The sequence below is a fragment of the Corynebacterium atrinae genome, from assembly GCF_030408455.1.
Classification (GTDB): Bacteria; Actinomycetota; Actinomycetes; order Mycobacteriales; family Mycobacteriaceae; genus Corynebacterium; species Corynebacterium atrinae.
This window is the reverse complement of record NZ_CP046977.1, coordinates 907,864-925,479: the sequence shown is the minus strand read 5'-3', so window position 1 is coordinate 925,479 and position 17,616 is coordinate 907,864. Positions and strand designations below refer to the sequence as shown.

The following is a 17,616-nucleotide window of genomic DNA, read 5'->3' as shown; positions in this document are numbered from 1 at the left end:
CCCACGAAAGGAGCTGTCATGTCCGACCAACACAATGGCGAAGAAAAGAAGCTGCTCTGGGAATTCCCAGAGGACAAGCCCTTCACGCACAATCACCCGGAGAAAATAGGCAAGTCATCCGAGGAATTGCGCGATGAACTGCCCGAGGAATGGGGCCAAGAGTCCTTCCCCGCTAGCGATCCGCCGGCTAACTACTAAGTTATGGCGACTATTTTCCATAATCCCCGCTGTTCCAAGTCCAGGCAGGCTCTCGCCTATCTGCGGGAGCGTGGGATCGAGCCGGAGGTGGTCGCTTACCTGGAAGCACCGCCGAGCGTCGAAAAGCTCAAAGAGCTTCTCGACGCCGCCGGGCTCAGCCCGCACGACGCCATCCGCGTGCGGGAGGCGGAATACCGCAAGCTCGGCCTCAGCAAAGATACTCCCGCCGAGGATCTCCTAGCCGCCATGGTGGTCCACCCTCGTTTGATTGAGCGGCCGATCGTGGTGACGGAAAAGGGCGTGCGGATCGCACGCCCCACTGAGATCCTCGACGAGATCATCTAGCGCCGGGCGCTACTTCTCCCAGCCGATGTCCTCCACGGGGATCTCGGCGAAGGAGAATGCTCCGTAGTTGGCCAGCCCCGGCTTCACGGCAATGATCTCCGGTCCGTTGGCGTAAGGCATGATGCCGAAGGTGCCCATGGCCTCCTGCTCGAGCACATTGGCGCGCGCGATCTGCTCATCGGGATCGGAGATACGCTGCAGTTCGCGGATCTTGGTATCCAGCTCCGGGGTGCCGGTGCCGGACAGGTTCAGCTCCGAGTCGGACAGGTACACCTGACCGAAGTAGGCGACGCCGAAGGGGTCACCGGAGCGGAAGCCCATGAGGAAGATGTCGAAGTCTCGCTGGCTGGTCACCTGGGAGAACTCGGAAGAGGGGCGTTCCTGGATCTGAACGTCGACGCCCACGTTCTTGAGCATCGCCTGGATCGCGCCAGCCGTGGCTTGGACCATCGGGCTTTCACCGGTGATGACGTAGCGCAGGGTAAGGGGCTGGCCATCCTTCTCGCGGATGCCGTTGGCCCCCTCGGTCCAGCCGGCCTCCTCCAACAGGGTCTTAGCCCGATCGGCGTCAAAGCTGAGGACCTCACCGAAATTGTTCTCATAGCCCTCCTGGGTCTGGAACAGCGCGAAGGAGCCCGGGAGATCCTCGGTGTAGTCGAGGCCATTGAATCGGATGGCGGCGAGCTGCTCGCGATCAACGGCCGTCATGATGGCCTCGCGTACCTTGATGTCTTCCAGCATCGGCGACTTGCTGTTGACAGTCATGAGGTAGTTGGCTGGCAGCAAAGCGGTACGGATATCGAGCTTGTCGCCCATTTCCTTCGCGGTAGCCAATCGATCCTTGGAAGCCACTGCAGAGGCGTCGATTTCACCTGCGCGGAGGGCGTTGAGGCTGGCCTGATCTTCCATCTGACGGTAGGTAACTTTGTCCAGCTTGCCGGTGTCTCCCCACCACTTTTCGTTTTGGACAAAGCTGATCTCGCCTGTGTTGAAGTTGACGTTTTCCACCTTGTAGGGGCCCGCTCCCCATTCCGGGCGCACCTGGCCGAGGTAGCCGGTGTTGTAGAGCTCAGGGGTGTTGACGGCGTTGTGCAGCAGGAAGCCGAATAGGCCCTGCCACCAGGCGTAAGAACCGTCGTAGGTGACCACAGCTTGCTTGTCGTTCTCCCCGCGGGTGACGGACTTGATCAGCTCATAACCGTCGGTGGAGGAAACATTGAGCTCTTTGTTCTCGCCGTTGGAGAACTTCCAGGTGTGCTCGAAGGTGGTCCAATCAATCGGGGTGCCATCGTTGAAGGTAGCGTCCGGGTGGATGGTGTAAGTAATGACGGTATTGCCATCGACTACCTCATCCTTAACGTCCGTGAGGTAGTCCGGGTTGGCGTGCCAGGTGCCGTCGCCGTCGAACAGTGAGACCTGCGGGTTGTACCACTTCCACACGTTTTTGGTGTAGAGGTTGCCGTCCGCCTGCCAGGTGTTCTGCTGCTGGCTGAGCTCGGTCAGGGGCAGGATGAGGGTGCCGCCGTCTTGGAGTGCGTCACGCTCCTGGATGTTGTAGTCGCCCGAGGCGCTGACGCTGTGGGCGTCAATCGCTCCTGAACCAGCCGAGCCTCCGCTAGTCGAGTCTGAAGAGCCGCCGCCAGAACCACAGGCAGCCAGGGTGAGCGCGCTAACGGAGAGGGTGGCGATAGTGAGAGTACGGAAACGTGATCGCATGAGCTTTCACTTCCTTTCAGTATTGGGGACGTAATGGTCTATTCGGGTCGTGCTTCGGAGCCTGAACCTGGGCGGTCCCGGGTTCTCGTGGCGACGGGATCCGGGATCGGAATCGCCGACAGCAGCTTCTGGGTGTAGTCGTGTTGGGGATTATCGAAAATGCTGTCCACCGGTCCCTCCTCGACAAACTCGCCCTTGTACATCACGGCGACCCGATCCGAGAGGTGTCGGACCACCGAAAGATCGTGGGCAACGAAGAGGTAGGAAAGCCCCAGCTTGCGCTTGAGGTCTTCCAACAGGTTGATCACGCCAGCCTGGATGGACACATCCAGCGCCGACACCGGCTCGTCGAGAGCGATGACCGACGGCCGAGTCGCCAGCGCTCGAGCCAAACCGATGCGTTGGCGCTGACCCCCGGAAAACTGCCCCGGAAACCGGTCGATCTGGCTGGCGTCAAGGCCAACAAGCCGCATGAGCTCCGCAACGCGGGCCTTGTTGTCCCCCTCGAACCCGAGGGAGGCAAGGGGCTCTTCCAGGATTTCGCGGATGGTCATGCGCGGATTGAGCGAGCTCATGGGGTCCTGGAAGACCATTTGGATGTCGCGGCGTGCTTGTCTGCGCTGCCCGCGAGACATCGCCGCGGCATCCTTACCGTTGAGGACAATTGAGGTCCCCTCCTCGGGTTCAAGACCCATAACTTCCAACAGGGCGGTCGTCTTGCCGGAGCCGGACTCGCCGACGATGGCCAAGCACTCCCCCTCCCGGAGGTCAAAGCTGACGCCTTTGACAGCGTGGACGGTGCCCACGCGTCGCTTGATCACCGTGCCCTTAATGAGGGGGAACTCCTTCTTCAGGTTGTCGACCTGGAGGGTGACCTTGCGCTGATCTCGTGGGACACCCTCCAGCACGTCCTCGGATAGGACCGGCACCGGATAGAGAGCCTCACCGTTGAGCTGAGCATCATGAATCTCCGGGGAACGCAGGCAGGCCGTGAGGTGGTCCGGGTCGTCGTCGACAGGTACGAGCGGCGGTTCAGCACTGAGGCAGGCATCGACCACAATCGGGCACCGTGTGGCGAACTGGCAGCGATCCTCGATGTTGACCAAAATTGGCGGTGACCCCTCGATCGGGGTGAGCGGATCATCAGAGCGCTGGTCGACTCGAGGCGTGGACCCCAATAGGCCGATCGTGTAAGGCATCTTCGGCTGGGCGAAGGTGGAAAACACATCCGCCTTCTCGATGGGACGACCCGCGTACATCACCATCACGTCGTCGGCGGTTTCGGCCACCACGCCCATGTCATGGGTAATGAGGATCATTGCCGCGCCCGTCTCCCGCTGAGCCAGCTTCAGTACGTCGAGAATCTGGGCCTGAATGGTGACGTCGAGCGCAGTGGTCGGTTCGTCCGCAATGAGCAGGCGCGGGTTGTTGGCGATCGCGATGGCGATGACGACGCGCTGGCGCATACCGCCGGAGAATTCATGGGGGAAATTCTTGACCCGCTTTTGCGGGTCCGGGATACCCACCAGGTCGAGCAACTCGACGGCCCGCTTCATCGCTTGGTTTTTCGAAATGCGGTTGTGGGCTTGCAATGCCTCCACGATCTGATCACCAATGGAAAACACCGGTGTTAGCGCCGACAGCGGATCCTGAAAGATCATGCCGATGCCGGACCCACGGATTTTTGACATCTGGGGATCGGACAGGCCGAGGAGTTCGCGGTCGTCGAAAAGCACCGACCCGGAGACGTTCGCATACTGGGGCAACAGGCCCATGACGGCCAGAGAGGTGACGGACTTGCCGGAGCCGGACTCACCAACGATGCCGAGAGTGCGACCTTCGTGGATATCGAAGTCAACGCCCCGGACGGCTTGAACCTTGCCGGCCTCTGAAGGGAAGGTGACCCGCAGGTCACGCACGGACAGGATGGGAGTAGCCACACTCATGCCTTGCCTCCGGACTTTGAATTGGGATCGAGTGCGTCGCGTAGGCCGTCAGCGATGAACGCCATGGACACCGTGAGCAATGTCAGGGTCGCCGCCGGGAAATAGAACTGCCACGGTGCGGATTGGAGGGCACCTGAGCCCACCGAGAGGAGCGTGCCCAGCGACACATCCGGCAGCTTCACACCCAGACCGAGGAAGGAGAGGCCGGTCTCTGCCATCACAGTGGAGACGATCGACAGCATGAACTGAATGATGAGTAGCGAGCCAATGTTGGGGATGATGTGCCGCACGACCGTTCGTGCCCGAGACACGCCCATGAAGCGGGCGGCTCGCACGTAGTCGTTCTCCCGCACGCTCAAGGCCAATGACCAAATCACACGGGCGGGGTACATCCAGCCAAAGAGGATGAACACCACGACAAGGATCTTCCAATCGCCCGCCGAGTCCGCGACGAGCAACGCGATGAGGAGAAAGGTCGGGATTGCGAGCAGGAAGTGGATAACGGCCAAGACTGCCTTTTCCATGAAGCCGCCATACAACGCGGCGCCGGCACCAATGACCGCCGAGAGCACCAACGTGGCCAGGGATACCAATACGGCAATGGTCAGCGAACGACCAAGGCCATGAACCGTCTGGGCAAATAGGTCATTGCCACCGTCCGTGGTGCCAAACCAATGCTCGGACGACGGCGGCGTGGACAAGTTCATAAAGTCTGGCTCGTCGTAGGACCATTGGGACAAATACCCGCCGAAAATGGAGGCCAGCACGAGGCCCGCGAAGATGATGAGGCCCACCACCGCCAGCTTGTTGCGGAAGAAGCGGCGGACGTAGAGACGGAGTTTGTTCGTACCAACCGCCCGCTCCGGGGCAGCCTCGATGGCCAGGAGGGTCTCAGGGTCGTGTCCACCCGTCGCTTGCGAACCGAACTCCGACGCCGGGGTGAGGTCCGCGACGGGAGCCACTGGCCGAACGCCCAGATTCTCGCGAGCGGTGTCCATCGAGAGATCGTGGCGGCGCTTGTTGTTGTCTTTGCTCATTTTCAGCTCACCCTCACTCGGGGATCCAAGGCGACCACCACGAGGTCAGCCAGAATTGCCGACACGGCCACCATGAGGGCACCGAAGGCCGCCACGGCGACGACACCGTTGACATCATTTTTGGAAATCGTCTCAATGAAGTACTGGCCCATGCCGTTCCACGCGAAAATGCGCTCAGTCATCACGGCACCCGTGAAGATACCCGGCACGGAGAAAGCAACCGAGGTAGCGACGGGGATGATCGACGTCCGCAGCGCATGCTTACGGATCGCTTTCTGCCTCGTGAGCCCCTTAGCGCGGGCAGTCCTGACGTAATCAGCCGACAGGTTATCCAACAACAGGGTCCGCTGCATCAGGTGATAACTGGCATAAGAAATGATGAGCAGCGAGATGGTGGGCAGTGCTAGGTGCTGGAAGGTGTTAATCAGTCGGGGAAGGAATCCTTCCCCTCCCCCTGAACTTGGAGCACCAGTGACATAGAAGACGCGGGTTCCGGTCCATTCGTTGATCTTCAGTGCCAACGCGACAACCAAGAGCGATGCGACAACGACGTGGGTATTCATCGTGACGATGGAAACACCCTGCCACAGCCGATCGGACGCTTTGTACTGCCGTGAGGCGGTGTAGACACCGAGGCCCACGCCGATGACAACCGCCAACAGCGTTGCCATGAGCAACAGCTGGGCCGAGACCCAAATTCGGTAGGAAATCTGGGCATTGACTGGGTCACCTAGTGGGGATGTTCCCCAATTCCAGTGGAAAAGGATCCCGCTCAACCAGGTCCACCACCGCTCCAATAGCGGCGTTTGAGGGTTGAGATTCAAGGGAGTGAGGATTCTGTCAATCTGTTCGGAAGACAGCGGCGGCCGACGACCTGCATAATTGGAACGAGGGTCGAGGAAGGTGGCTGCCAGCAGGTAAGCGACGTTGGTGGCGAGGAAAATGACGATCAACCACGTCAGGGTCTTCCTAAGAAGATATTTCAGCATCGGCATCAAACCCCAAGTTTGTCGGGATACGAATAATCAGAACACCATGGATAATGTGTCTTAGGTTACAAATCTACTCATTATGAGACTGATTCGCTGGAAAACCGCCAAATATTCGGCTCCGGCGCCCGTCGGCTCAGCTTTTTCGAGCTTTCTATCAAGGTTTGAATCAGTAAAAACCTAACCTAGCTGCCCGAACGCCGAGGCCATAGCCAGGCGAACCCGTGCATAAAAAGCCACCCCTCCTCCGCGGCTTCCAGCATCGATTGCAGGCGGCTCCCAGAGATGGGGTGGCGAATTAACTTTTGGCTTCTGCTCCCCTACTGCTCGGCGAGCCCTAGGTTCGCTCCCGTGCCCAGCTCGATGTTCAGACCGGGGACAGAATTGATGAGGTCCTTGGTGTAGTCCTCGCGCGGATTGGCAAATACTTCGTCGGCGGTTCCCTGCTCCACGACGGCGCCTTGCTTCATCACCACGACATCGTCAGCGGTCTGGCGGACCACTGCGAGGTCATGGGTAATGAAGAGGTACGACAGGTGCAGCTCCGACTGCAGGTTACCCAGCAGTTGGATGATCTGGTTCTGGACCAGCACGTCGAGCGCGGAAACTGCCTCATCAAGGACGAGCACATCCGGGGACAACGCGAGGGCGCGCGCGATGGCGATGCGCTGGCGCTGGCCACCGGAGAGCTCATTCGGGAAACGTCGCATGGTTGAACGCGGCATGGCCACCATGTCCAGCAGCTCCGCCACGCGGGTCTCGCGCTCCTTGCGGTTTCCCACCTTGTGCAGGGCCAGGGGCTCTTCGATGCACTTGTAGATGGAGAACATTGGATCCAGGGAACCATAGGGGTTCTGAAAGACCACCTGCATCTTGCGGCGCATGTTGAACAGCTCGCGGTTGTTCAGGGTGCTTAGGTCGGTGCCCTGGTAGTAGACCTTGCCCTCGGTCGGATCGAGGAGGTTGAGCACCATATTGGCCACGGTGGATTTACCCGAACCAGATTCACCCACCAGCGCCAGGGTGGTGCCTTTACGCAAAGTGAAGCTGACGTTGTCAACGGCGCGCAGGGTCTTCTTCGCCCCTCGGGAACCGCGGACGTCGAATTCCTTGGTCAGGTTCTCGACGCGGATGACCTCTTCCTCGGACACCCCTTCGCCACCTGTGGCCATGAGCTCGTTGGACTCCACACCTGCCGCCAAGGCGGACTGAATACGGGAGGATGCCAACGAAGGCGCGGCCTTGACCAGGCGCTTGGTGTAGGGGTGTTGCGGATCGCGCAGGATCTGCAAGGACGGGCCGGATTCCACAATGCGGCCACGGTGCATGACCACGAGGTGCTCGGCTCGCTCGGCGGCCAGGCCGAGGTCGTGGGTAATGAACAGCACTGCGGCACCGAGGTCACGGGTGAGTCCAGCCAAGTGATCGAGAATGCGCTTTTGCACCGTCACGTCGAGGGCGGAGGTCGGTTCATCCGCGATGAGGAGGGATGGACGCGCCGCGAGGCCCATGGCAATGAGGGCACGTTGGCGCATACCGCCCGAAAACTCATGGGGATACTGCTTGGCGCGCCGCTCGGCATCAGGAAGACCAGCTTCGCCGAGGAGCTCCGCGACCCGGGCGTTGACCTCCGAGTTCTTGACCACGTCGTTGGCCTTGAGAGACTCCCCGATCTGGGTACCGATGCGCCACACGGGATTGAGGTTCGACATCGGATCCTGGGGAACCAGGCCGATCTCGGAGCCGCGGAGGGTTTGCATTTCCTTTTCAGAAAGTTTGGTGATGTCCTGGCCTTTGAACAGGATCTGGCCATCGGTCACCTGGCCGGTGCCGGGCAGCAGTCCCAGGATGGACATCGCCGCGGTGGATTTACCGGAGCCGGACTCGCCAACGATGGCGACCGACTGCCCCGGATAGATGGTGAGGTTGATGCCGCGGACGGCTTCGACCACACCGGTGGAGGACTTGAATGCGATCTTGACGTCCTTCATTTCCAGCAGCGGAGTCTGATTCGTATCAGTTGTCATCGCTTCCTCGCCTTCGGGTCAAGCGCGTCGCGGACGACGTCGCCCATCATGATGAAGCTGAGCACCGTCAGTGCCAGCGCCATGGCCGGGTAGAACAGCACCATCGGTTGGGTGCGGAGGCTGGCCTGGGCGGCGGAAATATCGCCACCCCAGCTGACGATGCTGGGCGGAAGTCCGATTCCTAGGAAGGACAGGGTCGCCTCGGCGACGATGAAGGTACCCAGGGCTACCGTGGCGTACACGATGATCGGGGCTGCCGCGTTCGGCAGGATGTGGCTGGTGAGGATCTTCCATTTAGAAGCACCGACGGCACGCGCCGCAGTGACGTACTCCTCGTTTTTCACGCTCAGAACCGCACCACGGGTAATGCGGGCAATGTTGGTCCAGCCGAAGAGACCAAGGACGAGTACGACGGTGATAATCGTGCGGTAATCCTTGAACACCTGCATGACGACGATGGCTGCCAGCACCAGCGGCACGGCGAAGAAGACGTCCGTCACCCGGGAGAGGATCGAGTCCAGGATGCCACCGAAGTAGCCGGCCAGGGAACCGATCAAGGTGCCGATGAGCACGACGAGCGCGGTGGTGAGGATACCCACCGTAACGGAGGCGCGGGCGCCGTAGATGGTGCGAGCGAAGATGTCACAGCCCTGGCGGTCAAAACCAAAGGGGTGGCCGGCACGCGGTTGGTCAAGCGAGTTGGCCAGCACACACATGCGCGGGTCCGTGGAGGTGAACAGCTGCGGGAACAGTGCCAACAGCACGGCGATGAGGATGAGGGCGGACGACACCCAGAACAGGGGTCGGACGCTAAGGTTGCGCCACGCTTGGCGCCACTGGGACACCGGAGCCGATTCATCGGAGACAGCATCGACGGCGCCCAGGCCGGTCTCGTCCGTTTCGGCGATGAAGTGGTCTTGGCCCATGCGGGGACGAAGAGCGTTGCCCGCCAGGATGTCATCTTCACCGGCCGGGTTGGATACGTTGCGGTTGATGTCAGGCATATCGGATCCTCGGGTCGAGAACGGCGTAGATCAAGTCAACGATGAGGTTGGCAATGATGTACACGATGACTAGCACGGTTGTAAACGATACGACCGTCGTGGGCTCACCTTTAATGATGGCCTGGTAGATCGTGCCGCCGACACCGTTGATGGCGAAGATACCTTCGGTGACGATGGCGCCACCCATGAGCGAACCAAGGTCAGCACCGAGAAAGGTCGCCACTGGGATGAGCGAGTTCCGCAGCACATGGCGGCTCATGACCTTGCCGTTAGACAGGCCCTTGGCCCGGGCGGTGCGGACGTAGTCGGCGCGCAGGTTTTCCGAGACCGATTGTCGGGTGAGCCGCAGCACGTAGGCGAAGGAGACGGCTCCGAGCACGAGGGCTGGCATGAGCAAGGAGGTAAACGTTTCTCTTGAGCCCACGGTGACGGGGAGTATCCCCCACTTCACGCCAACGACGAACTGCAAGACGAAGCCGATGACGAAGGAAGGAACAGCGATGACGATGAGCGACATGACCAACACGGTGGAGTCGAAGATTCCGCCGCGGCGGACACCAGCGATGACACCGAAGATAATGCCGAAGACTGCCTCGAAGACGATGGCCATTGCTGCCAATTTGATGGTGACAGGGAAGGCGTTCGCCATGACGCTTGACACTGGCTGTCCGGAGAAGGTGGTTCCGAAGTCCAGGGTGAAAATGCCCTTGATGTAGAGCAGGTACTGGATGATGAAGGGTTTATCCAGGTTGTACTCCGCCTCGATGCGGGCGCGAGCCGCCTCGGTCAATCCGCGGTCGCCGCCGAGGGCTTCGACCGGGTCGCCTGGCATGAGGAAGACGAGTGCATAGATGAGTAGCGTGGCTCCGAAGAACACGGGGATCATCTGGAGCAGTCGTCGCCCGATGTAGCGCAACATAACTATTCCTTAACTAGATCTGGAGTATGCCGTTTTAATGCAACGACCGAACCCCGCGTGAGTCAAGCTTTCACGCGGGGTAAGGGCCACAACTACAGCATTCACAGATCAGATTGTTCCGACAGTGATTTCGCGAACTACTTCTTGGTGATGTCGTAGTACACCGGGACAGACTTCCAGGAGAAGACGACGTTGTCGACGTTCTGGCTGGAACCACCAGTGACGTTGGAGTACCACAGCGGGATCACGGGCAGGTCCTGGAAGAGGATCTCCTGAGACTCGTTGTAGATCGTGGCGGCTGCCTCCGGGGAGTCGGCGCCAGCAGCCTCAGCCAGCTTGGCGTCGAAAGCCGGGTTGGAGTAGTCGCCGTCGTTGGAGCCGGCACCGGTGCCATACAGCGGGCCGAGGAAGTTACCCAGGGACGGGTAGTCGGCCTGCCAACCGGTACGGAAGGCACCCTGGATCTTACGGCTGGTCACGTCATCGCGCAGGGACTTGAAGTCCGGGTACGGGTTGCCGATTGCTTCGATGCCGAGGGTGTTGCGGATGGAGTTGACAGTGGCGTCAACCCAGGCCTGGTGCCCACCATCAGCGTTGTAGGAGAGGGTGAACTCGCCGGTGAAGGGGGAAATGGCGTCAGCCTGGGCCCACAGGTCCTTGGCCTTCTCCGGGTCGTAGTCGAGGACGTCATTGCCCGTGATGTCGCCGTTGTAGTTCGGCAGAACTGGGGAGGTGAAGTCGGAGGCCGGGGTCCGGGTGCCCTGGAAGATGGTGGCGGTGATCTCTTCGCGGTTGATGGCGTGGGAGATGGCCTCGCGGCGAAGCTTGCCCTCTTCACCACTCCAGTGCTCGAGGCGCTCCGGGATGGTGAAGGACTGGAAAACAGCGGAAGGCTGGTTCACAGCACGGTCACCGAGCTCGGACTCGAAGGTGGAGAAAGCGGTGTCCGGGACAGCGTCCAGAACGTCGAGGTTCCCGGCGAGGAGGTCGTTGTAGGCGGCATCCTGCTGGGCGTAGAAGTCGAACTTGATGCCGTCGTTCTTTGGCTTACGCTCGCCGGTGTAAGCCTCATTCGGGACGAGGGTCGCATCCTGGTTGTGGTTCCAGCTTGCCAGCTTGTACGGGCCGTTGCCGTTCGGGCTCTCACCGAAGGCTGCCTCGTCCTCACGTGCCTCGTCCGGCAGCGGATAGAAGGCGGAGTATCCCAGGCGCTGCGGGAAGTCGGCCTCAGGCTGGTTGAGCTCGATGGTAAAGGTCTTGTCATCGATGACCTTCAGACCCTCCATGGACTGAGCGCCTTCGGCGTAGCCCAGGATCGGCTCGAAGAAGTACTCGGAGAGGTGAGAGTTGGCCACCGCGTAGTTCCAGGAGTCCACGAAGTGGTGGGCGGTGATCTCAGTGCCGTCCGCGAAGGTCCAGCCATCCTTGAGGGTGACGCGGAAGGTCTTGTCGCCCTCGGGCTCGATGGACTCAGCCACCTCGTTGTGGATTTCACCCTCGGCGTCGTAGTAGACGAGGCCGGAATAGATGAGGTCGACGATGCGGCCGCCACCGACCTCGTTGGTGTTCGAGGGGATGAGCGGGTTCTGCGGCTCAGTGCCATTAGCAACAACGTAGTTGTCACCACCGGTGGAGCCGGAACCGGAGTCGCTCGAGCAGGCAACCAAGCCCATGGCCAGGGTGCTGGCCGCCAGAACGCTGAGCGCCTTCTTACTGAGAGTCATACTGTGGACCTCCAGGTAGGTTTGATGATGTCCCCCCAGCATAAACTGTGACGGACCTCATTAAGAACGGCACCCACCCAGGAATGTCACTGTCGCTCCGCAGCTTCTCCTAAGACCGCCATGCGACCAGCACAAATCAGACATCTGACGTTTACGTGCCCGACAACCCTCGATACCCCCAATTACCCCCACTCATGTCGATCCGGAGATGAACGGGCACGTGGCCCGGTCCGGCGAAGTGTTCGCGCTCCTGCGCGGCCCACATTTCCCACCACGGTTCGAAGCCCGGATCGCGCTCCAGGGCGCGCCTACGACGCAGGGCAGCAGGGGCGCAGACACGCACCGTCAAAACGTCTCCGCGCTCCTCCGCCCTGCTTATCGACGCCCCCGTCACCGCCCCCACCCCTTCCACGATCACCGAGGCGCCCGGGTCAAGGTCCACCCACCCTGCGGGGCGGTTGTCCACCCAATCCCACCGGCGGTAGCCGGGGTGGGAAGGATGCAAGACGTCGTCCACCACCATGGCGGCGGCTGCCACCAAACCCGACCACCCGGGATAGAAGCTATCCAGGTGGACCACCGGCAGGCCCCAGTGACGCCCGAGGGCCTCGGCGAAGGTGGACTTGCCGGACCCAGAGGGACCGTCGATAAGCACGGTGAGCATCAGGCCACGCCCAGGAAGCGGAAGTATCCGGTGGCCACGGCAATGCCAATCGCAGAGGCCGAGACGAGCAGGCACACCGCCATGACCGCCCAGTCGCGGGCGTGCAGGCGGGACTCGCGGGCCCACGTGCGTCCATGTTCGGCGACCCGGCCAAACCCGCGGGCCTCCATGGCCGTCGCAAGCTTCGAGCCCCGCCGCAACGAAAGGACTAGCAAGCCGAAGGCAAGGGTGAGCAAATAGCGAACGCGGCCTTGGTCGGCGATTCCGCGGGCCCGGCGCGCTCGACGCATCGACGTGAGGTCTTCGCGGAACAGGGACGCCAGGCGGGCAGCGGCAACCGCACCCAACACAAAACGTTCGGGCAAGCGCAGCACCTGGGCGAGACCATCACCGAAGTCGGTGGGATCAACGTCGGCCGACAGTACGATGACGGGCAGGCCGATAGCGAGGACACGCACGAAAATAGCAATCGCCAGCGACAGGGAGTTGTCGGTGACGTGAATGAGGAGGAATTGGAAGTGGGTCTCCCCCTCCGGACGCCCGTACAAAGCCATGGGCACCGCGGCGAGCGGAGCGGCTAGGAAGATCGGCCACCCGCGGCGGAGGAGGCGGGGCCAACTCACCCCACACAAGGGAGCCGCGAGAACCGTGAAGGCTAGGGCCACGGCCGCGGAGACGACGTCCACCGACAACAGCAACGGGGTGGTCAGCACCATGAGCCCGATGACGCGCGTCACCGGATTGATGTCCTTGAGCACGTTCATCTAATCCGCACCTCGTGATCGCCGAGGGCATGGAAGAATAGTTCATCGTGGGTGATGGAGGCGACCGTCACTCCTTGTTCCGTGAGCTCGCGAACGAGGCCAACTAGTTCGACGAAGGTGGTGGGGTCCTGGCCGAAGGTGGGCTCATCGAGGAGGAGGAAGCGGGGCGTGTTCACCAGCGCCGTGGCCACCGACAGCCGCCGCTTCTCCCCTCCCGAGAGGGTAAACGGGTTGGCGTGCTCTAAGTGCTTGAGCCACAGGCGGTGGAGGAGGTCGTCGATGCGATCCTGCGCTCCACCCGATACGGCCATCTCCTCGCCCACCGTGCGCGCAACAAACTGGTGCTCGGGGTCTTGGAAGACGTAGCCCACCCGCTGCGCCAAGTCCCGGGAGGACCACTTGTGCGGCGGGGCGATCAACCCCTGACGCAGCGCTTTGGCGTAGCGGAGTTCTCCCCCCACCGGAGCAACCAGGCCGGCCAGCGTCAGCGCCAGGGTGGACTTCCCCGACCCATTGGGACCGGTGATGACGGTCGAGCATCCTTCCGGCAGCTCCAAGTTTCGGGGCGGACCCCAATAGGGTTGCAGCTCACAGGCTTCGACCAACGCGGGGGTATTTGCGGGGACCGGCGGGGCGGCAGGGAGGATCGGAAGGGTCGGCAGCTGGGAGGACGTGATCTCGTGCAGCCCTTCGGCATCTAGATGGAGGAAGCGATCAACGGCGTGCGCCCACAACTGCGGGCGGTGCTCGACCACGATGAGGCTGGCACCCGTCTCCGCAACGACCTTTTCCACCGCTTCTACCACTTCCCGCTGGCCGTCCGGGTCGAGGTTCGCAGTCGGCTCATCGAGGAGGATCAGCTCGGCCTCCATCGCGATGACACCGGCCAAGGCGAGGCGCTGCTTCTGCCCGCCCGAGAGGTAGCGGGTAGGGTGATCCAGCGGGAAATTCAGGCCCACGAGGTCGAGGGCGCGGCGAACGCGCGGCCAGATCTCCTCCCGGGGCACGCGGAGGTTTTCGCAGCCAAAGGCAACGTCATCACCGATCCGCGAGGCGATCACTTGCGAATCCGGGTCCTGCAGCACCATGCCCACCGTGCCGTTGATGGACAGCGAGCCCATCGATTCGCCATCTTCCTCGTCGCCGAGAATGCCGGCCAGGGCGGCCAAAAGCGTGGACTTTCCGGCACCGGAGTTGCCAGTGAGGAGGATCTTCTCCCCGCGCTCGACGCGCAGACTCACCCCCTCCAGCGCTGCCTCCCGGCGTGAGGCGTGCCGCCAGCCGAGATCGCGAGCCTCGACGACCACGGACCCGGAGGCAGGCATCAGACCTGTTTCCGCCCAGCCGCGAAACGATCAAGCGCGCCAGTCGAGGCAAGAGCCTTGACCAGCCAGTGGCCGAGGAAGCCCGCGAGGATAGCCCCGGAGATGATGAGGCAGGTGAGGTAGATGGAGTTGAACGCCAGAGACTTCGCCAGGTTCGCGCTGGTGAACAGCTCTAGGAGGAAGGCTCCCACGCCAGCGGCAGCGCCGGCCAGCATGGCGACGGGAAGAGTGAAACGGCGGTAACGGAAGGCCGCGAAGATCAACTCCGCGCCGAGGCCTTGAGCCACTCCGGCGTACATCGTCTCGATGCCCCACTGATTACCCAGAAGCGCAGACACCGTCGCCGCCACGACTTCGACGAACAACGCGGCACCCGGCTTGCGGATGACCAGACCACCGATGACGCCGCCGAGCAGCCACACACCCACGGCAATGCCGCCGAAGCCGGGCGTGAGCGCATCCATGGCGGTGAACCAGGCGTAGCCGATGGAGTTCCACACCCAGAAAATGAGGCCGCAGGCCACACCGAGAACGGAAGCAATAATGATGTCGATGACGCGCCATGAGGTGCGCGCGCGTGAAGTACTCACAGTATTTTCTCCCTAGCGCCGGTACTAGCCGGATCAGGTTCGACGGTTCGCCTTAAAAGGCATCTCAGCCCGGATTCGAACCGGGTACCCGTGTTGGTTTCTACAATCGTGCGGGAGCTACCTTACCCGGACCGGCTTAAGCCTGGCCAGCCACCCACCGGGAGCCGTCGCCGCCACCTGGGTGCTTCCACTCCACCACGAGGTCCTCGTCTCCCCCAACATCGATAACACCGGTGCCGACGATGGCCTCCAGTTGATCCCGGTGCTCAGGTGAGGACTCTATATGCAGTAATAGGACCCCATCGCCAGCGATCATGTCGACCTCTCCGACATTGCCCGCAGGGAAGACTAGGGAGCCGCGTCCAGAATCCCCATCCCACTCGGTGCGAGCGGAATGGGCGAAGTGGGCAGCGAGAGCTTTGGCGCAGCGCCCTGGCCTGGCACTACGAATCCGAGCAGTCGCGGAAGCAGTCATAGGGCCACGCTACCCCAGCACCTCCAGCAACAAATTATGCAGGCGGGTGTCCACCCCCTGCGCACGACCCATTCGGCAGATGGCGCCGACCTGGGCATCAAGCTCGTTCGGGCGCCCGTCCCGCAGGTCGCGCTGCATCGAGCTGGTGGCTTCCGCGGGCATCCGATCGGCGAAGGCGAGGGTGTCCTCGATGGCCGTGGCGGGCATGTCGACGCCGTTGGCCAGCGCCGTCTCATAAGTCTCCCGCATGAGGGCTTCCAGGGAGGAGCGGTAACGGCCGCGCAGCTCGGCCATCGGCTGGTCGGTCAGGGCTCCTAGCGCGCCGGTGCTGGTCACGAGCATCGCCTTGAGCCACACATCGCTGAAGATGTCGTCGATGACGCTGGCCTCGACGCCAGCTTCTCGCAGGGCCGCGGCGAAGGGCTCACTCTGCTCGTCCGCCGAGCCATCCCACGGGCTGAAAGAGTACGTCATCGGCCCGCCGTGGTATTCGACCTGGCCGGGGCCAATGTGGTGGAAGTAGGCGCGGACGACACCCGGCCACGTCCGCTCCTTGCCCACCACGTCGGCGACGAGGGAAGGCACCTCGACGGAGTTTTGCGTTAGCGCCACCACCGCGGTGGGTGGCAGGCCCTCGAGCAGAGCCGCCAGGTCGGTCTCTGCGGTGACCTTCACCGCCATCAGCACGACGTCGGTGTCGTCGGGCACCTCCGCCAGCGTGCCGACGGCACGGACCGGGATGGGCGCGGCGTCGTTAAGCACCAGACCCCGGCCCTGCAGCACCTCCAAGGTCTCGCCCCGGGCGACGAACACGACCTCATGCCCGGCTTCAACAAGCCGACCGCCGAACCAGCCACCGATTGCTCCTGCTCCCAGGATCGCGATTCTCATGGCACCCCATTGTAGGATTTCTTTGTTCCCTTGTATTGACGAAAGGTTCCAACATGGCCGGTGGTCTGCTCGCACTGCTTGACGACGTCGCCCTCATCGCCCGCAGCGCCGCCTCCAGCTTGGATGACGTCGCGGCCGCCGCAGGAAAGACCTCTGCTAAGGCGGCCGGCGTGGTCGTCGATGACGCCGCCGTCACCCCCCGCTTCGTCACCGGCGTCACCCCCGCCCGGGAATTGCCGATGATCTGGCGCATTACCAAAGGCTCCCTGGTCAACAAGATCATCATCATCCTCCCCATCGCGCTCCTGCTCAGCTGGATCGCGCCCTGGGCACTCACCCCCATCCTCATGATCGGCGGCACCTACCTCTGCTTCGAAGGAGCCGAGAAGATCATCCACATGGTCGCGCCGCACAACTCCCACGAGGACAAGACGCCCGTCCGGGAACAGGTCAACGCCAAGGAGGCCGAGGACAAGCTGGTTAAGGGGGCAATCACCACTGACCTCATCCTCTCCGCAGAGATCATGGTCATCTCGCTCAACGAGGTCGCCGACCAGCCAATACTCTTCCGCGCCGCCGTACTCATCGTCGTCGCCATCGGCATCACCGCCCTGGTCTACGGCGCCGTGGCCGTCCTGGTGAAGATGGATGATCTGGGCCTGCGGATGGTTGAGCGAGGCAAGGCCGCCGGGTTCGGTCGAGGCCTCGTTGCTGCCATGCCCAAGGTGCTGTCCACGATCGGTTTCATCGGCACCTTCGCCATGCTGTGGGTTGGTGGCCACATCATCATCGCCGGACTCGAGGAATTCGGCCTCACCTGGCCTTATCACTTCATCCACAGCCTCGAAGTCGCGGCCGGCGGCGGGTTCCTGGGATGGGCGGTCAACACCTTCTTCTCCCTCATCGTCGGCCTCGTCTGGGGCCTCGTCGTCGCGGGCATCGTGATGGGTGTGAAGAAGCTCACGGGCCGCAAAGCCGTCGATTCCGTCCACCACGAGTAGC

Annotated in this window: 17 protein-coding genes; 3 read left to right on the top strand and 14 right to left on the bottom strand. The window is 62.1% G+C overall.

Annotated features, from left to right (window positions below; genetic code table 11):
• The first annotated feature begins 18 nt into the window (after positions 1 to 18).
• Both CATRI_RS04690 and arsC read left to right on the top strand, forming a co-directional pair.
• Positions 19 to 198 (top strand): hypothetical protein, encoded by a 180-nt coding sequence (locus CATRI_RS04690; RefSeq protein WP_290220193.1) that lies wholly within the window; start codon positions 19 to 21, stop codon positions 196 to 198.
• A gap of 3 nt (positions 199 to 201) precedes the next feature.
• A complete protein-coding gene (gene arsC, locus CATRI_RS04685; RefSeq protein WP_290220192.1) occupies positions 202 to 543 on the top strand; it encodes an arsenate reductase (glutaredoxin) in 342 nt (113 codons plus the stop codon).
• 9 nt (positions 544 to 552) lie between these two features.
• On the opposite strand, the gene CATRI_RS04680 is transcribed toward arsC, so the two are convergent.
• The 14 genes from CATRI_RS04680 to CATRI_RS04615 all read right to left on the bottom strand — a co-directional run bounded on the left by CATRI_RS04680 (position 553) and on the right by CATRI_RS04615 (position 16,614).
• Complete coding sequence (locus CATRI_RS04680) at positions 553 to 2,259, bottom strand: ABC transporter family substrate-binding protein (protein WP_290220191.1); 1,707 nt, start codon at positions 2,257 to 2,259, stop codon at positions 553 to 555.
• Positions 2,260 to 2,297: 38 nt separating this feature from the next.
• A complete protein-coding gene (locus CATRI_RS04675) occupies positions 2,298 to 4,205 on the bottom strand; it encodes a dipeptide ABC transporter ATP-binding protein (protein ID WP_435384184.1) in 1,908 nt (635 codons plus the stop codon).
• A complete protein-coding gene (locus CATRI_RS04670) occupies positions 4,202 to 5,242 on the bottom strand; it encodes an ABC transporter permease (protein WP_290220189.1) in 1,041 nt (346 codons plus the stop codon). Before CATRI_RS04670 ends, CATRI_RS04675 begins: the two co-directional genes overlap by 4 nt.
• Positions 5,243 to 5,244: 2 nt before the next feature.
• On the bottom strand, positions 5,245 to 6,231 hold the full coding sequence (locus CATRI_RS04665) for an ABC transporter permease (RefSeq protein WP_290220188.1): 987 nt from the start codon (positions 6,229 to 6,231) through the stop codon (positions 5,245 to 5,247).
• Positions 6,232 to 6,551: 320 nt separating this feature from the next.
• The gene (locus CATRI_RS04660) at positions 6,552 to 8,258 is read right to left on the bottom strand and encodes an ABC transporter ATP-binding protein (RefSeq protein ID WP_290220187.1); all 1,707 of its coding nucleotides are present in this window, start codon (positions 8,256 to 8,258) and stop codon (positions 6,552 to 6,554) included.
• On the bottom strand, positions 8,255 to 9,262 hold the full coding sequence (locus CATRI_RS04655) for an ABC transporter permease (RefSeq protein ID WP_290220186.1): 1,008 nt from the start codon (positions 9,260 to 9,262) through the stop codon (positions 8,255 to 8,257). Before CATRI_RS04655 ends, CATRI_RS04660 begins: the two co-directional genes overlap by 4 nt.
• Positions 9,255 to 10,181 carry an ABC transporter permease gene (locus CATRI_RS04650; RefSeq protein ID WP_290220185.1) on the bottom strand — a complete coding sequence of 309 codons (927 nt, stop codon included), beginning with the start codon at positions 10,179 to 10,181 and terminating at the stop codon, positions 9,255 to 9,257. Before CATRI_RS04650 ends, CATRI_RS04655 begins: the two co-directional genes overlap by 8 nt.
• A 137-nt stretch (positions 10,182 to 10,318) precedes the next feature.
• On the bottom strand, positions 10,319 to 11,905 hold the full coding sequence (locus tag CATRI_RS04645; protein WP_290220184.1) for a peptide ABC transporter substrate-binding protein: 1,587 nt from the start codon (positions 11,903 to 11,905) through the stop codon (positions 10,319 to 10,321).
• Positions 11,906 to 12,056: 151 nt separating this feature from the next.
• On the bottom strand, positions 12,057 to 12,569 hold the full coding sequence (locus CATRI_RS04640; RefSeq protein WP_290220183.1) for a nucleoside/nucleotide kinase family protein: 513 nt from the start codon (positions 12,567 to 12,569) through the stop codon (positions 12,057 to 12,059).
• A complete protein-coding gene (locus tag CATRI_RS04635; RefSeq protein ID WP_290220182.1) occupies positions 12,569 to 13,333 on the bottom strand; it encodes an energy-coupling factor transporter transmembrane component T family protein in 765 nt (254 codons plus the stop codon). Before CATRI_RS04635 ends, CATRI_RS04640 begins: the two co-directional genes overlap by 1 nt.
• Positions 13,330 to 14,661 (bottom strand): ABC transporter ATP-binding protein, encoded by a 1,332-nt coding sequence (locus tag CATRI_RS04630; RefSeq protein WP_290220962.1) that lies wholly within the window; start codon positions 14,659 to 14,661, stop codon positions 13,330 to 13,332. Before CATRI_RS04630 ends, CATRI_RS04635 begins: the two co-directional genes overlap by 4 nt.
• The gene (locus CATRI_RS04625; RefSeq protein ID WP_290220181.1) at positions 14,658 to 15,248 is read right to left on the bottom strand and encodes an ECF transporter S component; all 591 of its coding nucleotides are present in this window, start codon (positions 15,246 to 15,248) and stop codon (positions 14,658 to 14,660) included. The genes CATRI_RS04630 and CATRI_RS04625 overlap by 4 nt, the downstream gene beginning before the upstream one ends.
• A gap of 136 nt (positions 15,249 to 15,384) precedes the next feature.
• Positions 15,385 to 15,723, bottom strand: a complete 339-nt coding sequence (locus CATRI_RS04620) for a DUF2218 domain-containing protein (protein ID WP_290220180.1) — start codon at positions 15,721 to 15,723, stop codon at positions 15,385 to 15,387.
• Positions 15,724 to 15,732: 9 nt separating this feature from the next.
• The gene (locus CATRI_RS04615) at positions 15,733 to 16,614 is read right to left on the bottom strand and encodes a 2-dehydropantoate 2-reductase (RefSeq protein WP_290220179.1); all 882 of its coding nucleotides are present in this window, start codon (positions 16,612 to 16,614) and stop codon (positions 15,733 to 15,735) included.
• A 53-nt stretch (positions 16,615 to 16,667) separates the two neighbouring features.
• Here CATRI_RS04615 and CATRI_RS04610 point away from each other — a divergent pair, with 53 nt between their 5' ends.
• Positions 16,668 to 17,615 carry a DUF808 domain-containing protein gene (locus CATRI_RS04610; protein ID WP_290220178.1) on the top strand — a complete coding sequence of 316 codons (948 nt, stop codon included), beginning with the start codon at positions 16,668 to 16,670 and terminating at the stop codon, positions 17,613 to 17,615.
• Position 17,616 lies beyond the last annotated feature (1 nt).

Excerpts from the sequence above, each read along its gene's own strand:
- CATRI_RS04690 (WP_290220193.1), top strand. The coding sequence starts at position 19 with ATGTCCGACCAACACAATGGCGAAGAAAAGAAGCTGCTCTGGGAATTC.
- arsC (WP_290220192.1), top strand. The coding sequence starts at position 202 with ATGGCGACTATTTTCCATAATCCCCGCTGTTCCAAGTCCAGGCAGGCT.
- CATRI_RS04680 (WP_290220191.1), bottom strand. The coding sequence starts at position 2,259 with ATGCGATCACGTTTCCGTACTCTCACTATCGCCACCCTCTCCGTTAGC.
- CATRI_RS04675 (WP_435384184.1), bottom strand. The coding sequence starts at position 4,205 with ATGAGTGTGGCTACTCCCATCCTGTCCGTGCGTGACCTGCGGGTCACC.
- CATRI_RS04670 (WP_290220189.1), bottom strand. The coding sequence starts at position 5,242 with ATGAGCAAAGACAACAACAAGCGCCGCCACGATCTCTCGATGGACACC.
- CATRI_RS04665 (WP_290220188.1), bottom strand. The coding sequence starts at position 6,231 with ATGCTGAAATATCTTCTTAGGAAGACCCTGACGTGGTTGATCGTCATT.
- CATRI_RS04660 (WP_290220187.1), bottom strand. The coding sequence starts at position 8,258 with ATGACAACTGATACGAATCAGACTCCGCTGCTGGAAATGAAGGACGTC.
- CATRI_RS04655 (WP_290220186.1), bottom strand. The coding sequence starts at position 9,262 with ATGCCTGACATCAACCGCAACGTATCCAACCCGGCCGGTGAAGATGAC.
- CATRI_RS04650 (WP_290220185.1), bottom strand. The coding sequence starts at position 10,181 with ATGTTGCGCTACATCGGGCGACGACTGCTCCAGATGATCCCCGTGTTC.
- CATRI_RS04645 (WP_290220184.1), bottom strand. The coding sequence starts at position 11,905 with ATGACTCTCAGTAAGAAGGCGCTCAGCGTTCTGGCGGCCAGCACCCTG.
- CATRI_RS04640 (WP_290220183.1), bottom strand. The coding sequence starts at position 12,569 with ATGCTCACCGTGCTTATCGACGGTCCCTCTGGGTCCGGCAAGTCCACC.
- CATRI_RS04635 (WP_290220182.1), bottom strand. The coding sequence starts at position 13,333 with ATGAACGTGCTCAAGGACATCAATCCGGTGACGCGCGTCATCGGGCTC.
- CATRI_RS04620 (WP_290220180.1), bottom strand. The coding sequence starts at position 15,723 with ATGACTGCTTCCGCGACTGCTCGGATTCGTAGTGCCAGGCCAGGGCGC.
- CATRI_RS04615 (WP_290220179.1), bottom strand. The coding sequence starts at position 16,614 with ATGAGAATCGCGATCCTGGGAGCAGGAGCAATCGGTGGCTGGTTCGGC.
- CATRI_RS04610 (WP_290220178.1), top strand. The coding sequence starts at position 16,668 with ATGGCCGGTGGTCTGCTCGCACTGCTTGACGACGTCGCCCTCATCGCC.